This window comes from Saccharothrix longispora (assembly GCF_030852425.1).
GTDB lineage: Bacteria > Actinomycetota > Actinomycetes > Mycobacteriales > Pseudonocardiaceae > Actinosynnema > Actinosynnema longispora.
Map to the genome: position 1 here is coordinate 247,854 of NZ_NSDM01000009.1, position 18,448 is coordinate 266,301.

General features: G+C 73.0%; 15 protein-coding genes. 13 read left to right on the forward strand and 2 right to left on the reverse strand.

The window, feature by feature from the left end; translation table 11 throughout:
* Position 1: 1 nt before the first annotated feature.
* The 3 genes from CKY47_RS21835 (at position 2) to CKY47_RS21845 (ending at position 4,883) form a co-directional block, all read left to right on the forward strand.
* Complete coding sequence (locus tag CKY47_RS21835) at positions 2–3,769, forward strand: DNA gyrase subunit A (protein ID WP_371320718.1); 3,768 nt, start codon at positions 2–4, stop codon at positions 3,767–3,769.
* A 100-nt stretch (positions 3,770–3,869) separates the two neighbouring features.
* Complete coding sequence (locus tag CKY47_RS21840) at positions 3,870–4,538, forward strand: hypothetical protein (protein ID WP_306747792.1); 669 nt, start codon at positions 3,870–3,872, stop codon at positions 4,536–4,538.
* Positions 4,539–4,646: 108 nt separating this feature from the next.
* Positions 4,647–4,883 (forward strand): hypothetical protein, encoded by a 237-nt coding sequence (locus CKY47_RS21845; protein ID WP_306747794.1) that lies wholly within the window; start codon positions 4,647–4,649, stop codon positions 4,881–4,883.
* A 49-nt stretch (positions 4,884–4,932) separates the two neighbouring features.
* Here the strand turns inward: CKY47_RS21845 and CKY47_RS21850 are convergent, their stop codons facing one another.
* The gene (locus CKY47_RS21850; RefSeq protein WP_306747796.1) at positions 4,933–5,961 is read right to left on the reverse strand and encodes an acyl-CoA dehydrogenase family protein; all 1,029 of its coding nucleotides are present in this window, start codon (positions 5,959–5,961) and stop codon (positions 4,933–4,935) included.
* Positions 5,962–6,107: 146 nt separating this feature from the next.
* On the opposite strand from CKY47_RS21850, the gene CKY47_RS21855 reads away from it, so the two are divergent.
* The 8 genes from CKY47_RS21855 to CKY47_RS21890 all read left to right on the forward strand — a co-directional run bounded on the left by CKY47_RS21855 (position 6,108) and on the right by CKY47_RS21890 (position 12,791).
* Positions 6,108–7,187, forward strand: a complete 1,080-nt coding sequence (locus CKY47_RS21855; RefSeq protein ID WP_306747797.1) for an LLM class flavin-dependent oxidoreductase — start codon at positions 6,108–6,110, stop codon at positions 7,185–7,187.
* Positions 7,184–7,765, forward strand: a complete 582-nt coding sequence (locus tag CKY47_RS21860; RefSeq protein ID WP_306747798.1) for an FMN reductase — start codon at positions 7,184–7,186, stop codon at positions 7,763–7,765. Before CKY47_RS21855 ends, CKY47_RS21860 begins: the two co-directional genes overlap by 4 nt.
* A gap of 91 nt (positions 7,766–7,856) precedes the next feature.
* On the forward strand, positions 7,857–8,555 hold the full coding sequence (locus tag CKY47_RS21865; protein WP_306747799.1) for a GNAT family N-acetyltransferase: 699 nt from the start codon (positions 7,857–7,859) through the stop codon (positions 8,553–8,555).
* Positions 8,556–8,925: 370 nt separating this feature from the next.
* Entirely contained in the window at positions 8,926–9,789 is an 864-nt protein-coding gene (gene hisG, locus CKY47_RS21870) for an ATP phosphoribosyltransferase (RefSeq protein WP_306747800.1), read from the forward strand.
* Positions 9,790–9,872: 83 nt separating this feature from the next.
* Complete coding sequence (locus CKY47_RS21875) at positions 9,873–10,421, forward strand: NADPH-dependent FMN reductase (RefSeq protein WP_306747801.1); 549 nt, start codon at positions 9,873–9,875, stop codon at positions 10,419–10,421.
* A gap of 13 nt (positions 10,422–10,434) precedes the next feature.
* Entirely contained in the window at positions 10,435–11,391 is a 957-nt protein-coding gene (locus CKY47_RS21880) for an ATP-binding cassette domain-containing protein (RefSeq protein ID WP_306747802.1), read from the forward strand.
* Positions 11,388–12,230 (forward strand): ABC transporter permease, encoded by an 843-nt coding sequence (locus tag CKY47_RS21885; RefSeq protein WP_371320719.1) that lies wholly within the window; start codon positions 11,388–11,390, stop codon positions 12,228–12,230. The genes CKY47_RS21880 and CKY47_RS21885 overlap by 4 nt, the downstream gene beginning before the upstream one ends.
* A gap of 147 nt (positions 12,231–12,377) precedes the next feature.
* The gene (locus CKY47_RS21890) at positions 12,378–12,791 is read left to right on the forward strand and encodes a PASTA domain-containing protein (protein WP_306747803.1); all 414 of its coding nucleotides are present in this window, start codon (positions 12,378–12,380) and stop codon (positions 12,789–12,791) included.
* 15 nt (positions 12,792–12,806) lie between these two features.
* On the opposite strand, the gene CKY47_RS21895 is transcribed toward CKY47_RS21890, so the two are convergent.
* The gene (locus tag CKY47_RS21895; protein WP_306747805.1) at positions 12,807–15,749 is read right to left on the reverse strand and encodes an ATP-binding protein; all 2,943 of its coding nucleotides are present in this window, start codon (positions 15,747–15,749) and stop codon (positions 12,807–12,809) included.
* On the opposite strand from CKY47_RS21895, the gene CKY47_RS21900 reads away from it, so the two are divergent.
* Together CKY47_RS21900 and CKY47_RS21905 are read left to right on the forward strand one after the other, a co-directional pair.
* Entirely contained in the window at positions 15,748–16,074 is a 327-nt protein-coding gene (locus CKY47_RS21900) for a hypothetical protein (RefSeq protein WP_306747807.1), read from the forward strand. The two genes, CKY47_RS21895 and CKY47_RS21900, sit on opposite strands and share 2 nt — an antisense overlap.
* Before the next feature lie 181 nt (positions 16,075–16,255).
* Positions 16,256–18,337 carry a glycosyl hydrolase gene (locus tag CKY47_RS21905; protein WP_306747808.1) on the forward strand — a complete coding sequence of 694 codons (2,082 nt, stop codon included), beginning with the start codon at positions 16,256–16,258 and terminating at the stop codon, positions 18,335–18,337.
* Positions 18,338–18,448 lie beyond the last annotated feature (111 nt).

Below are 18,448 nucleotides of genomic sequence, written 5' to 3' on the forward strand. Positions count from 1 at the left end.
CATGGCACGCCGCAGGACCCCGGTGACGAGGGTCGACCCGTCCGCCTTCGACAACGCGGGCGCGAAGGTCTTCGACAACTCCCTGACGACCGAGATCGAGGACTCGTACCTGGAGTACGCCTACTCGGTCATCCACTCCCGCGCCCTCCCGGACGCGCGCGACGGCCTCAAGCCCGTGCACCGGCGCATCCTCTTCTCGATGAACGAGCAGGGCTACCGGCCCAACAGCCCCTACGTGAAGTCGTCGCGGGTCGTGGGTGATGTGATGGGCAAATACCATCCACACGGCGACACCGCCATTTACGATGCGATGGTGAGGCTCGCCCAGGACTTTTCCTTGAACGCGCCGCTGGTCGATGGGCATGGCAACTTCGGAAGTCCGGACGACGGACCGGCGGCGAGTCGTTATTGCGTTGTCGGCGACACGCGGATTCGCCTTGCCGACGGGTCGAGCCCGCGCATCGCCGATGTGGTGGACCTGGCCGCCGATTCCGAGGCCGACGCGGATTTCGAAGTCCTCGACAAGGACGGCAAAGCGGTCCAGGTCGACAAGGTGTTCAACTCGGGTGTCCACCCGACCGTCCGGATGACGACCACATCGGGTTTCTCGCTGCGCGGCAGCGAGAACCACCTGGTCCTGTGCCTGGAAGCACCGATGGGCGTGCCCCTGCTCCAGTGGCGCCGTTTGGACGAATTGCAACGGGGTGCGGTTGTGGCCGTGGCCCGCAACGCCTGGTCGCAGGTGACCCCGACCGCGCGTGAGTACGTGCTCGGTGTGCTCGCCGGGGCTTGGGTCTCGGGGGGTTTCGCGAGCGAGAACCGCGCCGGCTTCAACAATACCGATGAACACTTCTTCACAGAGGTCCTCCACGCGTACGACCAGGTGGTCGGCGGGCGGCGGTACGTGTCGGAGGGGCGGACGCCGCGGGATGGGAAACTCATCCACGAGCTCGATGTCCCGGAGTGTGAGGGCGGCATGGCGGCGTTCCGTGCCAGCCCGCTGGTGGAGTTCGTCGGGCACCAGGCGCGGGACAAGTTCGTCCCGGAATTCGTGTGGAACGGCGGCTGGGGCGTCAAGCGCGCTTTCCTGATGGCGGCGTTCGAGGGTGACGGCGGTTGTCGCGCGGCGGACGGCAGCTTCACGATCCAGTACTCGACGTGCAGCGCTCGGCTCGCGGGGGAGCTGCAGGAACTCCTCGCCGAGTTCGGCGTCATCGCCGTCCACCGTCGGTACACGAGGTCCAACGGGTCGGTGGAGCACCGCCTCGTGGTGTCCGGCCTCCGCGACGTCCGCGCGTTCGCCGAGCGGGTCGGCTTCCTCAAGACGAAGCAGGCGGAGCTGCGGAGCCTGCTGCGCCGCTCGCCGCTGTCACCTCATCGCCTGAGCGCGGACAGCGTGCCGTTCGTGGCCGACTACGTGCGCGGCGCGCTGGACTTCGACCGGCGCGGCAGTGGTCGGAAGTGGCTGACGCAGCACGACTTCGACCGTGTCGAGCGGTGGGAGACCGAGCGGCTCCGGATCATCGACCGGATCAAGGACACCGAGGTCCTGGCCACGATCCTGCCGATCATGGACTCGGGTTACCGCTTCGAGGCGGTGACCGGGGTCGAGGCGTGTGAGCCGGCCGAGGTGTACTCGGTGCGCGTGAGGTCGGAGGACCACTCGTTCCTCGCGGGCGGCTTCGTCAACCACAACACCGAGGCGCGCATGTCACCCGCCGCGATGTTGTTGGTCGGGGAGTTGGGCGAGGAGACCGTCGACTTCAGGCCCAACTACGACGGGTCGCTGGAGGAACCCTCGGTCCTGCCCGCGGCCTTCCCGAACCTGCTGGTCAACGGCACGTCGGGCATCGCGGTCGGCATGGCGACGAACATGATCCCGCACAACCTGGGCGAGGTCGTGGCCGCCGCGCGGCACCTGGTGACGCACCCGGACGCGTCGCTGGACGAGTTGATGACCTTCATCCCCGGTCCCGACCTGCCCACGGGCGGGGTGCTGCTGGGCCTGGACGAGGTGCGCAAGGCGTACGAGACCGGGCGCGGTGTGGTGCGGATGCGGGCGAAGGTGGAGACCGGGTTGCTGGAGGGCAGCCGGGGGCGGCAGGCGATCACGGTCACCGAGCTGCCCTACGGGGTCGGGCCCGAGAAGATCATCGAGAAGATCACCGACGAGGTGACCAAGTCGAAGCGGCTCACCGGCATCTCGGACGTGAAGGACCTGACCGACCGGGAGAACGGCACCCGGGTCGTGATCGAGTGCAAGGTCGGCGTGAACCCGCAGGCGCTGCTCGCCGACCTGTACCGGCTCACGCCGATGGAGCAGTCGTTCGGCATCAACAACCTGGTGCTGGTGGAGGGGCAGCCGCGCACGTTGGGGCTGAAGGCGCTGTTGGAGGTGTTCCTCCAGCACCGGTACGAGGTGGTGACGCGGCGCACGCGGTTCCGCAAGCGCAAGCGCGAGGACCGGTTGCACCTGGTCGAGGGCCTGTTGAAGGCGCTGCTGGACATCGACAAGGTGATCAGGCTGATCCGGGCCAGCGAGAACGCGGCGGCGGCCCGCGAGGGCTTGATGTCGAAGTTCAAGCTGAGCGAGATCCAGGCGAACTACATCCTGGACACGCCGCTGCGCCGGTTGACCCGGTACGACGCGCTGGAGCTGGAGGCGGAGCAGGAGCGGCTGCTCGCGGAGATCGCGGAGCTGTCGAAGATCCTGGACGACCCGGCGGTGCTGCGGCGGGTGGTGTCGAAGGAGTTGAACCAGGTCGCGAAGGACCTGGCGCAGGAGCGGCGGACGACGTTGCTGGACGGCGACCTGAAGGAGGTGCTGGCGGCGTCGAAGCCGGCCGGGCCGCTGGAGGTCGCGGACGACCCGTGCCAGGTGGTGCTGTCGGCGACGGGGTTGGTGGCGCGGACGGCGGCGGAGTCGGAGGAGTCGTCGGAGGCGCGTCGCCGGCGGGGTCGGGTGAAGCACGACGCGGTGGCGGCGACGGTGCACACGACGGCGCGCGGGCAGGTGCTGCTGGTGACGAACCGGGGGCGGGCGTTCAAGACGGACGTGCTGCCGCTGCCGGTGCTGCCGGAGCAGAGCGGCACGTTGTCGCTGAGCGGTGGCATGGCGGCGAGCGAGTTGGTGGACCTGGAGAAGGGCGAGCGGGTCGTCGGCATCGCGCCGCTGGTGGGCGGTGATTCGCCGGGGTTGGCGCTGGGCACGCGGATGGGCACGGTGAAGGTGTGCTCGCCGGAGTGGCCGGTCAGGTCGGACGAGTTCGAGGTGATCACCCTCAAGGAGGGTGACGAGGTGGTCGGCGCGACCTGGTTGGGCGACTCGGACGAGACGCTGGTGTTCGTGTCGTCGGAGGCGTCGTTGCTGCGGTACTCGGCGTCGCTGGTGCGCCCGCAGGGGCTCAGGGGTGGCGGCATGGCGGGCATCAACCTGGGTCCGGACGCGCACGTGGTGTTCTTCGGGGCGGTCCGGACGGACGACGACGAGCACGGTGAGCCGATGGTGGTGACGTCGTCGGGGCAGAGCGTGAAGGTGACGCCGTTCGCGGTGTACCCGGCGAAGGGGCGGGCGACCGGTGGTGTGCGGGCGCAGCGGTTCCTGAAGGGCGAGGCGGGGCTGGTGCTGGCGTGGGTGGGTCCGCGGCCGGCGGGTGCGGCGCGCAACGGGTCGCCGGTGGAGTTGCCGGAGGTGGACGAGCGGCGGGACGGTTCGGGGCACGCGCACCCCGGTCCGGACGTGGTCGGTCACCTGGTGGAGCGGGACTGAGCCGGGGCGGGCGGCCGCCGGGAGGCGGTCGCCCGCGGGTGGTCGCGCGCGAGTGGCCGTCCGCAGGTGTGAGCGGCCGCCGTTGAGGGCACTTCAGGGTGTGATCACCGAGAGCGAAGTGCTGGTCCCGGCGCGGTTCGGCGGTGCGCCGGAGACGGCCCACGGCGGCTACACGTGCGGCCTGCTGGCGACGGCGGTGGAGGTCGTGGGCACGCCGGTGGTGTCGTTGGTGGCGCCCGCGCCGCTGGAGCTGCCGATGCGGCTGGAGGCGGGGCCGGACGAGGCGGTGCTGGTGTTCGGCGAGGAGGTGGTCGCGACGATGACGACCACGGCCGAGACGATCCCGGCGGTGCCCCCGGTGAGCGCGCTGGAGGCGGACCGGGCGGCGGAGGCGTTCGAGGGGCGGGTGGAGCACCCGTACCCGACGTGCTTCGTGTGCGGGCCGGAGAGCGTGGGCGGTCTGCTGCTGGCGCCGGGGCCGGTGGGGCCGAACGCGGTGGCGTGCCCGTGGGTGCCGGTGGAGAACTCGCCCGAGGTGGTGTGGGCGGTGCTGGACTGCCCTGCGGGCTGGGCCACGGACGAGCCGATGGCGTTGACGAGGATGGCGGCGGAGGTGCTCGCCGCGCCGAGGGCGGGTGAGCCGCACGTGGTGGTCGCGTTGCAGGTGCAGCGGGTGGGGCCGGTGGCGAACACGCTGACCTCGATCTACGCCTCGGACGGGACGCTGGTGGCGGTCGCGACGGCGCAGTGGGCGGTGCTGGGGGTGTGAGGCGGTGACCGCTGCGGGGTGTGACCCCCGCGCCGGACGTGCGGTCGGCCGGTCCTCAGCCCGATGGCGGATTGTGGGTGGGAGGTGGTGCGCCGGAACCTCGTACCCATGCGGAGAACCTCCAGCGTCCTGGGCATGTGCGCGGCCCTCCTGTTCGGTGGTGCGCACGTCGCCACCGCTGTGACCGACTGGTCCTGGGTCGGTCCCCACACCGCGTACGACGAGTGCGAGCAGAGCGTGCAGGCGTACCGGGACGCGGGCGGCGTGGCGGGGGGCTGCTCCTTCCGGGACCTGCCGTACACCGCCGACGACGGCTACTACTTCAGGGCGTGGCCGATCCCCTGACCGCGTCCGCACCGCCGGAACGCCGGCCGCTGCCGCGCGGCGGTGGCGGTCACACGCCGTTCTGGAGGACTTCGCCGTACCGCTCCAGGCTCGCGTGGGGGTGGAGCACGGCGTGCAGGTTCAGCGCGTGCACGTCGCGCCGGACCCGGTGCAGGACCTCGTCGCCCGTGCCGAGCACGTCGGCGGCGTCCTTCGCGCGCAGGCACGCCTCGCCGAGGTCGCGGCGCACGCGGGTGCGGTCCTCGGGGGTCCACGGCCGCGTGGTGGAGGACGTGCGGTCGACGGCGTCGGCGGCGCGGTGGACGTGGAACTCGGCCTCGTCGGCCAGCACGGCGGCCTCGCGCGCCCGGGGCGCGTCGGGGTGCGCCTGGACGGCTCCGCGGGCGAGGCCGGCGGCGGGCGCGCCGACGGTGGCGCACGCGGTGACGGCGTAGGGGGCGCGGAACATCGGGGTGGGGGCGGTGTGGTCGCCGTCGAGCAGCGGGGCCAGGTCGAGCACTCGTTCGGGGGGCACGAACACGCCGTCGGCGACGGTGGTGGCGCTGCCGGTGGCGCGCAGGCCGGGGGTGTGCCAGTCGTCGAGCACGGTGAGGTCGGCCGTCGGGACGGCCAGCACGACCGGCCGCCCGGTGGTGCGCACGGCCGCGACGACGGTCCAGTCGCTGTGCCGGGCGCCGGTGGTGAACGCCCAGCGGCCGTTGACGAGCACGCCGCCGGGCACGGGGGTGGCGGTCGCGGTGGTGCTGAGGATGCCGGTGATCCGCACGTCCGGTTTGGCGAAGACCTCGTGGCGCACGGCTTCGGGGAACCGGCCCGCGACCCACGCCGACACGGTCCAGACGGCCGCCGTCCAGGCCGCCGAGCCGTCGCCGCGGGCCAGCTCGGCGATCACCCGCACGACGGTGGCCAGGTCGGCCTCCGCGCCGCCGTGCTCGCCGGCGACGCGCATCCGCAGCACGCCGGCGTCGGCCATCGCCTCCAGCGACTCCTCGTGCAGACGGCGGTGCCGGTCGCCCCAGTCGGCGTGCGCGCGCAGGACCGGGACGATCCCGGCGGCGCGCCGGACCAGCTCGTGCACCGTGGCTTCCCCCTGGACGACGTTCGCGCGGCGGTGTGAACACCACCTTGGCGTGGTCCGCGCCACCCGGCAAGAACGGAATAGCGGACGACGATGTATCGTTGACCCGGTTAGTTGAAAGCGCAACTACTTGAGGAGTGGTGGTCATGCAGTTCGGTGTCTTCACCGTCGGCGACGTGACGCCCGACCCGACGACGGGGCGGACGCCGACCGAGGCCGAGCGCATCAAGGCCATGGTCGCGATCGCGCTGAAGGCCGAGGAGGTCGGCCTGGACGTCTTCGCGACCGGCGAGCACCACAACCCGCCGTTCGTGCCCTCCTCGCCGACGACCATGCTCGGCTGGATCGCGGCCCGGACCGAGAAGCTGATCCTCTCCACCGCCACCACGCTGATCACCACCAACGACCCGGTGAAGATCGCCGAGGACTACGCCATGCTCCAGCACCTGGCCGACGGCCGGGTGGACCTGATCATGGGTCGCGGCAACACCGGCCCGGTCTACCCGTGGTTCGGCAAGGACATCCGCGACGGCATCGACCTCGCCATCGAGAACTACGCCCTGCTGCGCAGGCTGTGGCGCGAGGACGTCGTGGACTGGGAGGGCAAGCACCGCACCCCGCTCCAGTCCTTCACCGCGACGCCCCGCCCGCTCGACGGCGTGCCGCCGTTCGTCTGGCACGGGTCGATCCGCAGCCCGCAGATCGCCGAGCAGGCCGCCTACTACGGCGACGGCTTCTTCGCCAACCACATCTTCTGGCCCAAGGAGCACTTCCAGCGGCTGATCACGTTCTACCGCGAGCGCTTCGAGCACCACGGCCACGGCGCCGCGCACCAGGCGATCGTCGGCCTGGGCGGCCAGGTGTTCATGCGCCGCAACTCGCAGGACGCGGTCGACGAGTTCCGGCCGTACTTCGACAACGCCCCCGTCTACGGCCACGGCCCGTCGCTGGAGGAGTTCACCTCCCAGACGCCGCTGACCGTCGGCAGCCCGCAGCAGGTCGTCGAGAAGACGCTGACCTTCCGCGAGCACTTCGGCGACTACCAGCGCCAGCTGTTCCTGATCGACCACGCGGGCCTGCCGCTCAAGACCGTGCTGGAGCAGCTCGACCTGCTCGGCGAGATCCTGCCCACCCTGCGCCGCGAGTTCGCCGTCGGCCGCCCCGCCGACGTCCCCGAGGCGCCCACCCACCAGTCCCTGCTCGGCGCGAAGGCGGACGTGCGATGACCACCCTCACCGCGGTGCACGCGGGGCTCGGCTCCCCGTCGTCCACCGAACTGCTGACCGGCCGGCTCGCCGCGTCCGCCCAGCGGCTCCTGCCCGACGCGCGGGTGCGCACCGTGCACCTGCGCGACCTGGCCCGGGACGTGGCCGACAACCTGGTCACCGGCTTCCCGGGCGCGCGGCTGCGCGACGCGCTGGCCGAGGTGGTGGACGCCGACGCGCTGATCGCGGTCACACCGACGTTCAACGCCTCCTACAGCGGGCTGTTCAAGTCCTTCGTGGACGTGCTGGAGCCGGGCTCGCTGGAGGGCAAGCCGGTGCTCATCGGCGCGACCGGCGGCTCCGAGCGGCACTCGCTGGTGCTCGACCACGCGATGCGGCCCCTGTTCGCCCACCTGAAGGCGATCGTGCTGCCGACCGGCGTGTACGCCGCGTCGTCGGACTGGGGCGCCGAAGGGCTGCCCGGTCGCATCGACCGCGCCGCGGGCGAGCTGGCCGACCTGCTCACCGGGCGGCCCGCGCCGGCGAAGCGGTCCGGTGAGGACTTCGTGCCGTTCGACCGGCTGCTCGCCGAGCGCTGACCACCCGGCGCCGACGACCTGTACCGGCCACCGGCGGGGAACGTCGGAACCGGGGCGATCACCGGTCGGGGCACCGCATAGGGTGCCGCCCATGTCCGCCTCGCTGCACCTGGCGGTGCGCAACGCCACCGCCCTGACCACCGCGCTGGCACGGGCCCGCGGGCACGAGCTGGTGTCCCGGCCGGGGTTCCTCGCGATGAACGGGGAACCCCTGCTGCGCGTGCTGGTGCGCCGGCCCGACCCCGCCCCCGACGACCTCGCCGAACTGGCCCTGCTGGTCGAGCGGGCCCGGGCGCGGGTCGTGGTCGAGGACTCGTTCTCCACCGTCGACGGCGGCGGCCTCGGGCTGACCGCCAAGCACATGCCGGTGATGCTCCGCCACGCCCGGCCCGTGCCGCCGCCCGCCCTGGAGGTCGTGCCCGCCCGCACCCCGGCCGACGTCGCGCTCGTCGAACGGGTCGTCGTCGACGGCTTCCCGCTGACCGGCTTCCCGCCCGGCGGCGCGCTGCCCGCCGGCCTGCTCGACGCCGAGGGCGTGGCGCTGCACCTGGCGCGGCGCGACGGCGAACCGGCCGGCGCGTGCCTCACCGTCGCGGCCGACCACGCGATCGGCGTGTACTGGCTGGCCACCCTGCCCGCGCACCGCTCCCGCGGCGTCGGCCGCGCGCTCCTGCACGCCGTGCTCGCCGACCCCGTGCCGGCCACCCTCACCGCGACCGACGAGGGCCTGCCGCTCTACGACTCGCTCGGCTTCGAGGTGGTCACCCGCGCGACCTGGTGGTCGAACTGATCACCCGCGCCCCGGCCACCGCCCACCCGGCCGCCTGGTGATCCGGTCACCCACCTCCACCACGCCTCCCCGGCCATTCTCTCCGGTCCACCGGCCCGCGGCGGCGATGTGGACCGGAACGGACCAACCGACACGAAACGTGTTCCCCCGATCAGGTGGAGCGGCATTGCCGGCGCGGGTGGACGCCCGGCGAATCGGCGATGTGGATCGCGTCACGACGTGATTGCGCAATTCACCCGGCGACGTCCCGGGAACGGCCCCGGGGCACGCCTGCCGCGCTCTTTCCACACGGTGGGACACCTGCGCATACTCCCTCGCGGACGGCATCCCCGGAACGGGGAACGGGGTCCCCGTGTGGAAGACTGCCGCCATGGCTCCTCTTCGCTTCGCCCTGCCCAACAAGGGTTCGTTGAGTGCTCCCGCGGCCCAAATGCTGGCCGAAGCGGGCTACCGGGTGAACAGGTCCGGCCGTGAGCTGATCGTGGCGGACCCGGCAAATGACGTGCAGTTCTTTTTCCTGCGTCCCCGCGACATCGCGGTGTACGTGGGCGAGGGGTCGTTGGACGTCGGCATCACCGGTCGCGATCTGCTGCTCGATTCCACGGTGTCCGCGAAGGAGATCCTGGCGCTGGGCTTCGGCCGGGCCAGGTTCTACTTCGCGTCGAAGCCGGGGGGCATCGAGGACGCGGCCGGCCTGGAGGGCAAGCGGATCGCCACGAGCTACCCGAACCTCGTCAAGCAGCACCTCGACGAGCTGGGCCTCGATGCCCACCTCGTGCGGCTGGACGGTGCGGTCGAGACCGCCGTCGAACTGGGCGTCGCCGACGCGATCGCCGACGTCGTCGAGACCGGCATCACCCTCAAGACCTCCGGCCTGGAGACCTTCGGCTCGCCGATCCTCAAGTCCGAGGCCGTCCTGATCCGGAACGAGTCGGTCGAGGCGACACCGGGCGCCGTGCGCGCCGTCGAGATCCTGCAACGCCGCCTCCAGGGCGTGCTCATCGCCCGCCGCTACGTGATCCTCGACTTCGACTGCCCCGCCGAGGCCCAGGAGGAGGCGTTCAAGCTCGTGCCGGGCATCGAGTCGCCCACCGTCTCGCCGCTGGCCCGCGAGGGCTGGGTCGCCGTGCGCTCCCTCGTGCCGCGCGACGACGCGCCGTTCATCATGGACGAGCTGTGGCGCGTCGGCGCCCGCGCCATCCTGGTCAGCTCCCTGGACACCTGCCGCATCTAGCGGCGACACCCGGCTCACCCGACGGCCCGCCAGATCCGATCTGGCGGGCCGTCTCGCGCCTCCACCACGAGAGGAGGTGCCGGATGCAGCCGTTGCGCATCGCCGTGGTCGTCGGCAGCACCCGCGAGGGGCGCGTCGGCGACGACATCGCGCGCTGGGTCGCCGGCGTCGCCGGCCTCAGGACCGGCGTCGAACCGGTCCTGGTCGACCTCGTCGACTACGACCTCCCGGCCCGCTACCCGCGCCTGCCCACCCCGCCGGTGCGGAGGTTCGCCGGCGAGGTCGCGCGGGCCGACGGCTTCGTCGTGGTCACGCCCGAGTACAACCGCAGCTTCCCCGCCTCCCTCAAGCAGGCGATCGACCTCGCCTACGACGAGTGGCACGCGAAACCCGCGGGCCTCGTCTCCTACGGCTACCGCACCGCGGGCTTCCACGCCGTCGAGCAGCTCCGGTCGGTCTTCACCGAGCTGCACGTCACGACGGTGCGCGACACCGTCGCCGTGGACCTGCGCGACGGCCGTCCGCTGGACTCCGAGGACCGCGTGCGTGCCGCCGACGCCATGCTCGACCAGCTCACCTGGTGGGCGGAGGCGCTGCGCGACGCGCGCCGCCGCCGCCCGTACGTCTCCTAGGGAAAGGAAGACCATGAACGCCATCGAAACGTCGGGCCTGGTCAAGGTGTTCGGCGACACCCGCGCCGTGGACGGCGTGGACCTGACCGTGCCCGCCGGGACGGTGTACGGGCTGCTGGGCCCGAACGGGGCGGGCAAGACCACGACGGTCCGCCTGCTGGCCACCCTGCTGCGACCCGACGACGGGGAGGCGCGGGTGTTCGGCCACGACGTGCGCGCCGACCCGGACGCCGTGCGGCAGCTGGTCAGCCTCACCGGCCAGTACGCCTCCGTCGACGAGGACCTGACCGGCACCGAGAACCTGGTGCTGCTGGGCAGGCTGCTCGGCCACCCCCGCGCGCACGCCCGGCGCCGTGCCGCGCAGATGCTCGACGCGTTCGGCCTCACCGAGGCCGCGGCCAAGCAGGTCAAGCACTACTCCGGCGGCATGCGGCGCAGGCTCGACATCGCCGCCAGCATCCTCAACACCCCGAAGCTGCTGTTCCTGGACGAACCCACCACGGGCCTCGACCCGCGCAGCCGCAACCAGGTGTGGGACATCGTCCGCGCGGTCGTCGCGCACGGCACCACCGTGCTGCTGACCACGCAGTACCTGGACGAGGCCGACCAGCTGGCGTCCCGCATCGCGGTGATCGACCACGGCAAGGTCATCGCCGAGGGCACCAAGGGCGAGCTGAAGGCGTCCGTCGGCGTGGGCTCGGTGCACCTGCGGCTGCGCGACGCCGACCAGCGGCTCCGCGCCCAGGAGGTGCTGACCCGCGCCCTGGACGCCGAGGTGCTGCTCGACGGCGACCCCGTCGCCCTCACCGCCCGCCTCACCGGCCGCGCCACCGAGCAGGCCGCCGAGGCACTGGGGCAGCTGGCCCGCGAGGGCATCACCGTCGACAACTTCTCCCTCGGCCAGCCCAGCCTGGACGAGGTCTTCCTGGCCCTGACCGACAAGAACAAGAAGAAGGAGGCCGCGGCGTGACCGTCACCGAGGAAGCCCAGCTCCTGACCGCGCCCAAGGCGGAGGACCTGGCGGCGGTGCTGCTCGAGACCGAGAGGCCGCCGCGCCCCAGCGCGCTGTCCGCGTCGCTCACGTTCGGCTGGCGGGCCGTGCTGAAGATCAAGCACGTGCCCGAGCAGCTGTTCGACGTGACCGCGTTCCCGATCATGATGACGCTGATGTTCACCTACCTGTTCGGCGGCGCCCTCGCGGGCTCGCCGGGGGAGTACATCCAGTACCTGCTGCCCGGCATCACCGTCACCAGCGTCGTGATGATCACCATGTACACCGGCGTCGCGGTGAACACCGACATCGAGAAGGGCGTGTTCGACCGGTTCCGCACGCTGCCGATCTGGCGGCCCGCGCCGATGGTCGGCTACATCCTCGGCGACCTGCTGCGCTACGTGCTGGCGTCGGCGACGATCATGGTCGTCGGCCTGCTGCTCGGGTTCCGGCCCGGCGGCGGCGCCGTGGGCGTGCTGCTCGGCGTGGCCGTGCTGGTGGCGTTCTCGTTCGCGTTCTCGTGGATCTGGACGACGTTCGGCCTGTTGTTGCGCAGCGAGAAGTCCGTGATGGGCGTGAGCATGCTCGTGCTGTTCCCGCTGACGTTCCTGTCGAACGTCTACGTCATGCCGACCACGATGCCGGGCTGGCTCCAGGCGTTCGTCAACGTCAACCCCGTGACGAAGCTGGTGGACGCGGTGCGCTCGCTGATGGCGGGCGGTTTCGACAGCGGCGCGATGCTGTGGACGCTCGGGTACGGCGTGGTGTTCACCGTCGTGTTCGGCGCGTGGACGATGCGCCTGTACAACCGCAAGTGACGTGCCGGCCCGCCGCGCCCCGCCCACGCGCGTGGGCGGGGCGCGGCGGGCCTCCGCGCTCCAGAGGGGTGGTCCGGCGCCCCCGCGTGGCGTAACGCGCTGCACCGGTCGGGCGACATGGGGGTCGAACGCACTCCGGGAGGAACCGTGAAGATCCGCTTATCCGTGCTCGTCGCCGGCGCGGCCCTGCTCGCCGCCTGCTCGCCGTCGCAGACCGCCCGGCCCGCCGCCGACACGACCGCGGCCGAGGCCGCCGCCACGACGAGCGCCGTGACGCCCGTTCCCGGGACGCGCGCCGCCGCCCCGGCGCCCACGGCGGTCGCCCCGGCCCCGTCCTCGACGTGCACGGTGCCCGACGTGGTCGGCATGGTGCACCAGACCGCCCAGGACACGATGCAGGCGGCGGGCCTGTACAACCTCCGGGAGGAGGACGCCACGGGGCGGGGTCGCGTGCTCGTGCTCGACCGCAACTGGACGACCACCGCGCAGGGCGTGCCCGCCGGGGCCTCGGTGGACTGCCTGACGGAGGTCCTGCTGTCGGCCGTGAAGATCGGCGAGTAGCCCGGCGGTGTCGCGTCAGAGGCGGAAGCGCTCGCGTCCCGAGTAGACGCACGTCGCGCCGGTCGAGACGGTCTCCCGCAGGTGGGCCGCGAGTTCCGGGTGGCGCGCGTCGAGCTTGCGCAGGGTGTCGCGGATGCGGGCGGTGACGGCCTTGCGGGCGCGTTCCGCGTCGTCGCCGAGCCGGCGGGTGCGGCCGGCCAGGCCCGCGGCGGCGCGCAGTTCCTCCAGCAGGGCCGCGCGCTCCCGGTCCAGGGCGGCGGCGCGGTCGTCGTCCGCCGCCCGGTCGATCTCCTCGTCCAGCTGGGCCAGGCGCCGCCGGTAGCGCGCCTTGGCCTCGTCGTCCAGGACCGGGTCCCCGCCGAGCCGCGCGGAGGGGACGGCTTCCGGCGCCAGCAGCGACGTGGCGGGCACCGGGTCACCCGCCCGGCTCAGCAGCGCGTGCAGGTCGCGCAGCCCCTTGGCGTCCGGCACCCGGACCGCCGTGCCCCGGTAGGACAACGACCAGACGTCGCCGTCGCGGCGGAACTCGTGGCCGGCCGCGGCGGGGCCGGTGCCGGCCAGGTGGCGGTCGGCGCGCTCCGCCCACGGCGGCGCGTGCATCCGCTCGGCCGACCGCCGGGCCGCGGTCAGCTCGCGCACCGCGTCGTCGTGCCTGCCCAGGAACCGGTCCAGCAGGCCCAGCCACAGGTCCACCGGGCCGGACAGGTCGCACCCGTACAGGGACACCAGCCACTTGCCGCGGTGCGGCGCCAGCCGGTCGCGGACCCGGACGGCCAGGTCCCGGTCGCCCGCCGCCACCGCGTACTGCGCGTGGAAGCGCAACCACAGCGGTTCCATGCCGGGCTGGGGGCGCTCGTCCGGCCGGACGAGTCCGCGGGCGGCGGCGACGTCGCCGCGCTCCAGCGCCGTGATGCCCGCCAGCACCCCCGGGCACGGGTGCGCGCTCGCCGCGACGTCCGGCTCCAGCGCGGCCAGCTCGTCGAACCGGCCCTGGGCCAGCAGCAGCGCCCACTTCAGGTGCAGGTACATCAACCGGATCTCGACCCGGCCGCCCGCGCCGAGGTCGGCCGCCCTGGCGAGCATCGCGGTCGCCTCGGCGTACCTCCCCCGGAACGTGGCCACGATGCACTGGTCGATGGCCGCCGAGAAGTGGAACCGGGCCAGGCCGAACCGGTCGGACAGCGCCACGAACGCGTGCAGTTGGTCGAGGTAGCGCGGGTCGCCCAGCTCGGCCAGCGCCACCCAGCGCAGCGAGGTCCCGAAGTGCTCGGCGCTGTGGTCACCGCTGCGCCGCGACACGGCGATCAGCTCGTCGGTGAGCGCGAGCCGCTCCTCGGCGCGGTCCATGCCCGTCGTCATGTCGTACGCGGCCCACAGGCCGGAGGTCAGCGCGCCGTCGTCGCCGCCCGTGCGCGCCGCCTCCGTGGTGCGCACCGCGATCTCCCGCGCCAGCTCCTCGGCCGGCAGGTCCGGCGCGGGCCCGACGAACCGCTCGTACGCCTCGCGCAGCACCTCGTGCGCCGACCCCTCCGGTTCGGCGAACCGGTGGAGGGCCAGCGCCACCCGCGCCAGCGGCTCCGGGTCGTCCAACCCGCGCGCCGCCTCCGCCGCCTGCTCGTACAACCGCTCGGCCTCGGCCGGCTCGGTGCAGTGGAACAGCTCGTGCCCCAGCTCCACGGTGACGGCGATGCGCCGCCGGACGCCGTCGGCGTGCTCCAGCGCCCGCCGGTAGTGCCCGACGGCCTCCTCCGGCGTCATGCGGCTGCTCGCGTGCCGCGCGGCGGCCACGATCACGTCGACCACCCGGTCGGCGGGCAGCCTCGCCGCGCCCAGGTGCGCGTGCCGTGCCAGGTCGGCGGGCAGCACCTCGTCGGCGAGCGGCCCACCGGCCGGGTCCGCGCCCAGCGCCCGCACCACGGCGGCGTGCCGCTCGTCCACATCGGACAGACCGTCGTACAGCGCCTCGCGCACCAGGTCGTGGGCGAAGGAGAACCGGCCGCCGCCCAGCCCGCGCACCAGCCGGGCCTGCGCGGCCTGGTCGAGCAGCTTGTCCACGGCGGGCGCGGGCAGCGCGGCGGTCATCGCCAGGACCCGCCGGTGGAACTCGCGCCCCAGCACGGAGGCCGACGCCAGCAGGTCGCCCACCTCCGCCGGGAGCAGGGACAACCGCCGCTGCACGGCGTCGCGCACCCCCGGCGCGATGGCGGTGACCGGACCGCCGCCGTGCCACAGGCGGGCGGTCTGCTCCACGAAGAACGGGTTGCCGCCGGTGCGCCGGTGCACCTCGTCGACCAGGTCGGGCTCGGGCACGCGCCCCGCGGTGCGCGCGATCAGCTCGCCCACCTCCGCCGGGCCGAGGCCGGACAGCGCCACCGTGGTGGCCCGGCCCAGCAGCGGCGTCAGCAGCGGGCGCACCGGGTGGTCGGCGGCGTCGACCTCGGCGTCGCGGTAGGTGCCGATCACCAGCAGCCGCTCGAACCAGGTGTGCCGCGCGGCGAACTCCAACAGCCGCAACGACGCGGCGTCCGCCCAGTGCAGGTCCTCCAGCACGACCACCACCGGGCAGCGGTGCGACGCGGCGACGAGTGCCGTCGTGACCGCGTCGTAGAGCGGGAAGGCGTCGGCGGCGTGCTCGACGCCGGCGTGCGCCTCGCCCAGCAGGACCGCCGGCGGACCGCCGTCGAGGGCCGCCCACTGCTCCGGCGGCACGGCCCGGCGCAGCGCCCGCAGGACCTGCACCCACGGCCAGTAGCCGGGTGCGCTGTCGGAGTCCCAGCACGTCCCGCCGAGCACCAGCGCGCCCTGCTGCCGCGCCCGCTCGGCGGCGTCGGTCACCAGGGTCGTCTTGCCGATCCCGGCCTCGCCCGCGACGAGCACCAGCCCGCCGTGGCTGCGGGTGACACGATCGACCTCGGCGCGCAGCAGTCCCGCCGGGTGGTCACGTCCGATCAGTCGCATGGCACGGGAGAACCTATCCCACGGCACCGACGAAAACCGGCGTTCGGGCGATCTTGCGCACCCCGGATTCGCTCACCAGTGCGAATGCCCCGCCGTGCCCGCCCGACTCGGGACCGCCGGCCAGTTCCAGGCCGGCGCGGAAGATCCCGGCGAACCCGGCGGGCTTCCGGTTCGACCGGTCGCGCGGCTCGGGGTCGTCCCGCAGCAGCCGCTCGTCGGCGCGGTAGTGCTCGCCGTCGGCGGCAGCCCGCCGCGCCGCGCGGTCGGCTCGTCGACGACGAGCCGCTCGGCGGAGAACACGACCTCCCGCTTGTCGCCGAGGTAGCGGAAGAACGTGGTGCGGCCGACCTAGCACGCCCGCCCGCCCCGCGTGAGCGAGGTCGGGGCCGAAGTCGCGCGGGGACGCGGGGAAGCTGCTCCTTCCTCGATCGCCTCGCGCGGCCTATGCTCTGGGAGCGCTCCCAGAAGTTCGTGCCCTGCCAACGGCGGTGAAGGGACAAGACGACGTGAGGTTGCTGCTGATCGCCTCGTTGACGGTGTCGACGCTCGCGGTGCCCTGGACCGCGGGTGCCGCCCCCGGACCGTGGCTCGAAGCCGAGGCCGGGACCCTCTCCGGCACGGTCGTGGAGTCGACCGTCGAGGGCTTCTCCGGCGCCGGCTACGTGGCCGGCTTCGACGAGGCCGCCGACACGGTCACCATCACCGTCCCGGACAGCCCCGGCGGCCTGCACGACCTCACCGTCCGCTACGCCGCGCCCCACGGCCCGAAGAACGCCGCGCTGTCGCTCAACGGCAGCCCGGTGGGCGAGGTGCCGCTCGCCGAGAGCGCCGGGTTCACCGAAGCGACCGGCGCCAAGCTCCAGCTGGTCGAGGGCGACAACACCGTCACCTTCGGCACCGGCTGGGGCTGGTACCTGGTCGACGCCATCCGCCTCACGCCGAGCGCGCCGCCCGCGCCGGGCACGCACGAGGCCGAGGACGGCGAGCTGTCCGGCGTGGTCGTCGAGTCCACCGTGGCGGGCTTCTCCGGCCGCGGCTACGTCGCGGGCTTCGACACCGCGACCGACCACGTGACCATCACCGTGCCGGACAGCCCCGGCGGCCTGCACGACCTGTCGATCTCCTACGCCACGCCGTACGGGCCGAAGACGGCGTCGCTGTCGCTCAACGGCAGCGGCCTCGGCGACGTCGCGTTCCCGGAGAACCCGACGTTCACCAGCGTCCCCGCCGGCAAGGTGCTGCTGCGCGAGGGCGACAACACGATCACCATCACGAACAACTGGGGCTGGTACCTGATCGACGCGATCCGGGTGACGCCCAGCGCGCCGCGCGGACCCCACCAGGTGACCAGCGCCCTGACCGACCGGTCCGCCACCCCCGCGGCCAAGGGCCTGATGCGCTACCTCGTCGACAACTACGGCGAGAAGACGCTGTCCGGCCAGCAGGACCAGCCGAGCATCGACTGGGTCGAGCAGAACACCGGGAAGGCCCCGGCCATTGCCGGCCTCGACCTGATGGACTACTCGCCGAGCCGCGTCGAGCGCGGCACCACCTCCCAGGACGTCGAGCGCGCCATCGCCCACGACGCCCGAGGCGGCATCGTCACCCTGGCCTGGCACTGGAACGCGCCGTCCGGCCTGATCGACCAACCCGGCAAGGAGTGGTGGCGCGGCTTCTACACCGACGCGACGACCTTCGACGTGGCCGCCGCGCTCGCCGACCCCGCCTCCACCGACCACGGCCTGCTGATCCGCGACATCGACGCGATCGCCGTGCAGCTCAAGAGGCTCGCCGACGCGAACGTGCCGGTGCTGTGGCGACCGCTGCACGAGGCCGAGGGCGGCTGGTTCTGGTGGGGCGCCAAGGGCCCCGAGCCCGCCAAGGCGCTCTACCGGATCGTGTACGACCGGCTGGTGCGGCACCACGGCCTGCACAACCTGATCTGGGTGTGGAACTCGATCGCGCCCGAGTGGTACCCCGGCGACGACGTGGTGGACGTCGTCAGCATGGACTCCTACCCGCCCGTCGGCGACCACGGCCCGGTCATCGGCCCCTACGAGCGGCTGGTCGAGCTGGGCGGCGACCGCAAGCTCGTCGCGCTGGGCGAGGTGGGGTCCATCCCGGACCCCGAGCTGATGCGCGCCTACGAGGCCCGGTGGAGCTGGTTCGTCACCTGGTCCGGCTCGTTCATCCAGGACGGCGTGACCAACCCGCTCGACTTCGTGCGCCGCGTCTACCACGACCCCGGCGTGATCACGCTCGACGAGCTGCCCGACTTCAAGAGCACGCCGGGCGACTGCACCGCGACCATGCGCGTGGTCGCCCGGTGGGGCAGCGGGTACCACGCCGAGATCACCGTGCGCCACGCCGAGAACGCGCCGTCGAACGGGTGGAAGGTCACCTGGCAGCTCGACGAGGGCCAGCGCGTCGAGGCCCGGTGGAGCGCGAGGATCACCACCAGCGGCACCACCGCCACGGCCGAGAACCTGGCGTGGAACGCGGCCGTGAAGCCGGGGGAGAGCACCACCTTCGGCTTCCTGGGCACGGGCTCCCCGACAGCGCCTGCTCCGACTTGCGCTATCGGGTGATCACGTCCGGTGGACCGGCGGGGGAGAACAGGGGACCGGACGCGGTGTCCGCACCCACCTCCCGCCACCACCGGGCTTGTCCGGGTGTCGTGACACCGGCGGCGGTCAGGC

What these genes read in the sequence shown, in the direction of transcription:
- CKY47_RS21880 (WP_306747802.1), top strand. Translation starts at nt 10,435, where the DNA reads ATGAACGCCATCGAAACGTCGGGCCTGGTCAAGGTGTTCGGCGACACC.
- CKY47_RS21875 (WP_306747801.1), top strand. Translation starts at nt 9,873, where the DNA reads ATGCAGCCGTTGCGCATCGCCGTGGTCGTCGGCAGCACCCGCGAGGGG.
- CKY47_RS21895 (WP_306747805.1), bottom strand. Translation starts at nt 15,749, where the DNA reads ATGCGACTGATCGGACGTGACCACCCGGCGGGACTGCTGCGCGCCGAG.
- CKY47_RS21865 (WP_306747799.1), top strand. Translation starts at nt 7,857, where the DNA reads ATGTCCGCCTCGCTGCACCTGGCGGTGCGCAACGCCACCGCCCTGACC.
- hisG (WP_306747800.1), top strand. Translation starts at nt 8,926, where the DNA reads ATGGCTCCTCTTCGCTTCGCCCTGCCCAACAAGGGTTCGTTGAGTGCT.
- CKY47_RS21860 (WP_306747798.1), top strand. Translation starts at nt 7,184, where the DNA reads ATGACCACCCTCACCGCGGTGCACGCGGGGCTCGGCTCCCCGTCGTCC.
- CKY47_RS21835 (WP_371320718.1), top strand. Translation starts at nt 2, where the DNA reads ATGGCACGCCGCAGGACCCCGGTGACGAGGGTCGACCCGTCCGCCTTC.
- CKY47_RS21855 (WP_306747797.1), top strand. Translation starts at nt 6,108, where the DNA reads ATGCAGTTCGGTGTCTTCACCGTCGGCGACGTGACGCCCGACCCGACG.
- CKY47_RS21900 (WP_306747807.1), top strand. Translation starts at nt 15,748, where the DNA reads ATGGCACGGGAGAACCTATCCCACGGCACCGACGAAAACCGGCGTTCG.
- CKY47_RS21845 (WP_306747794.1), top strand. Translation starts at nt 4,647, where the DNA reads ATGCGGAGAACCTCCAGCGTCCTGGGCATGTGCGCGGCCCTCCTGTTC.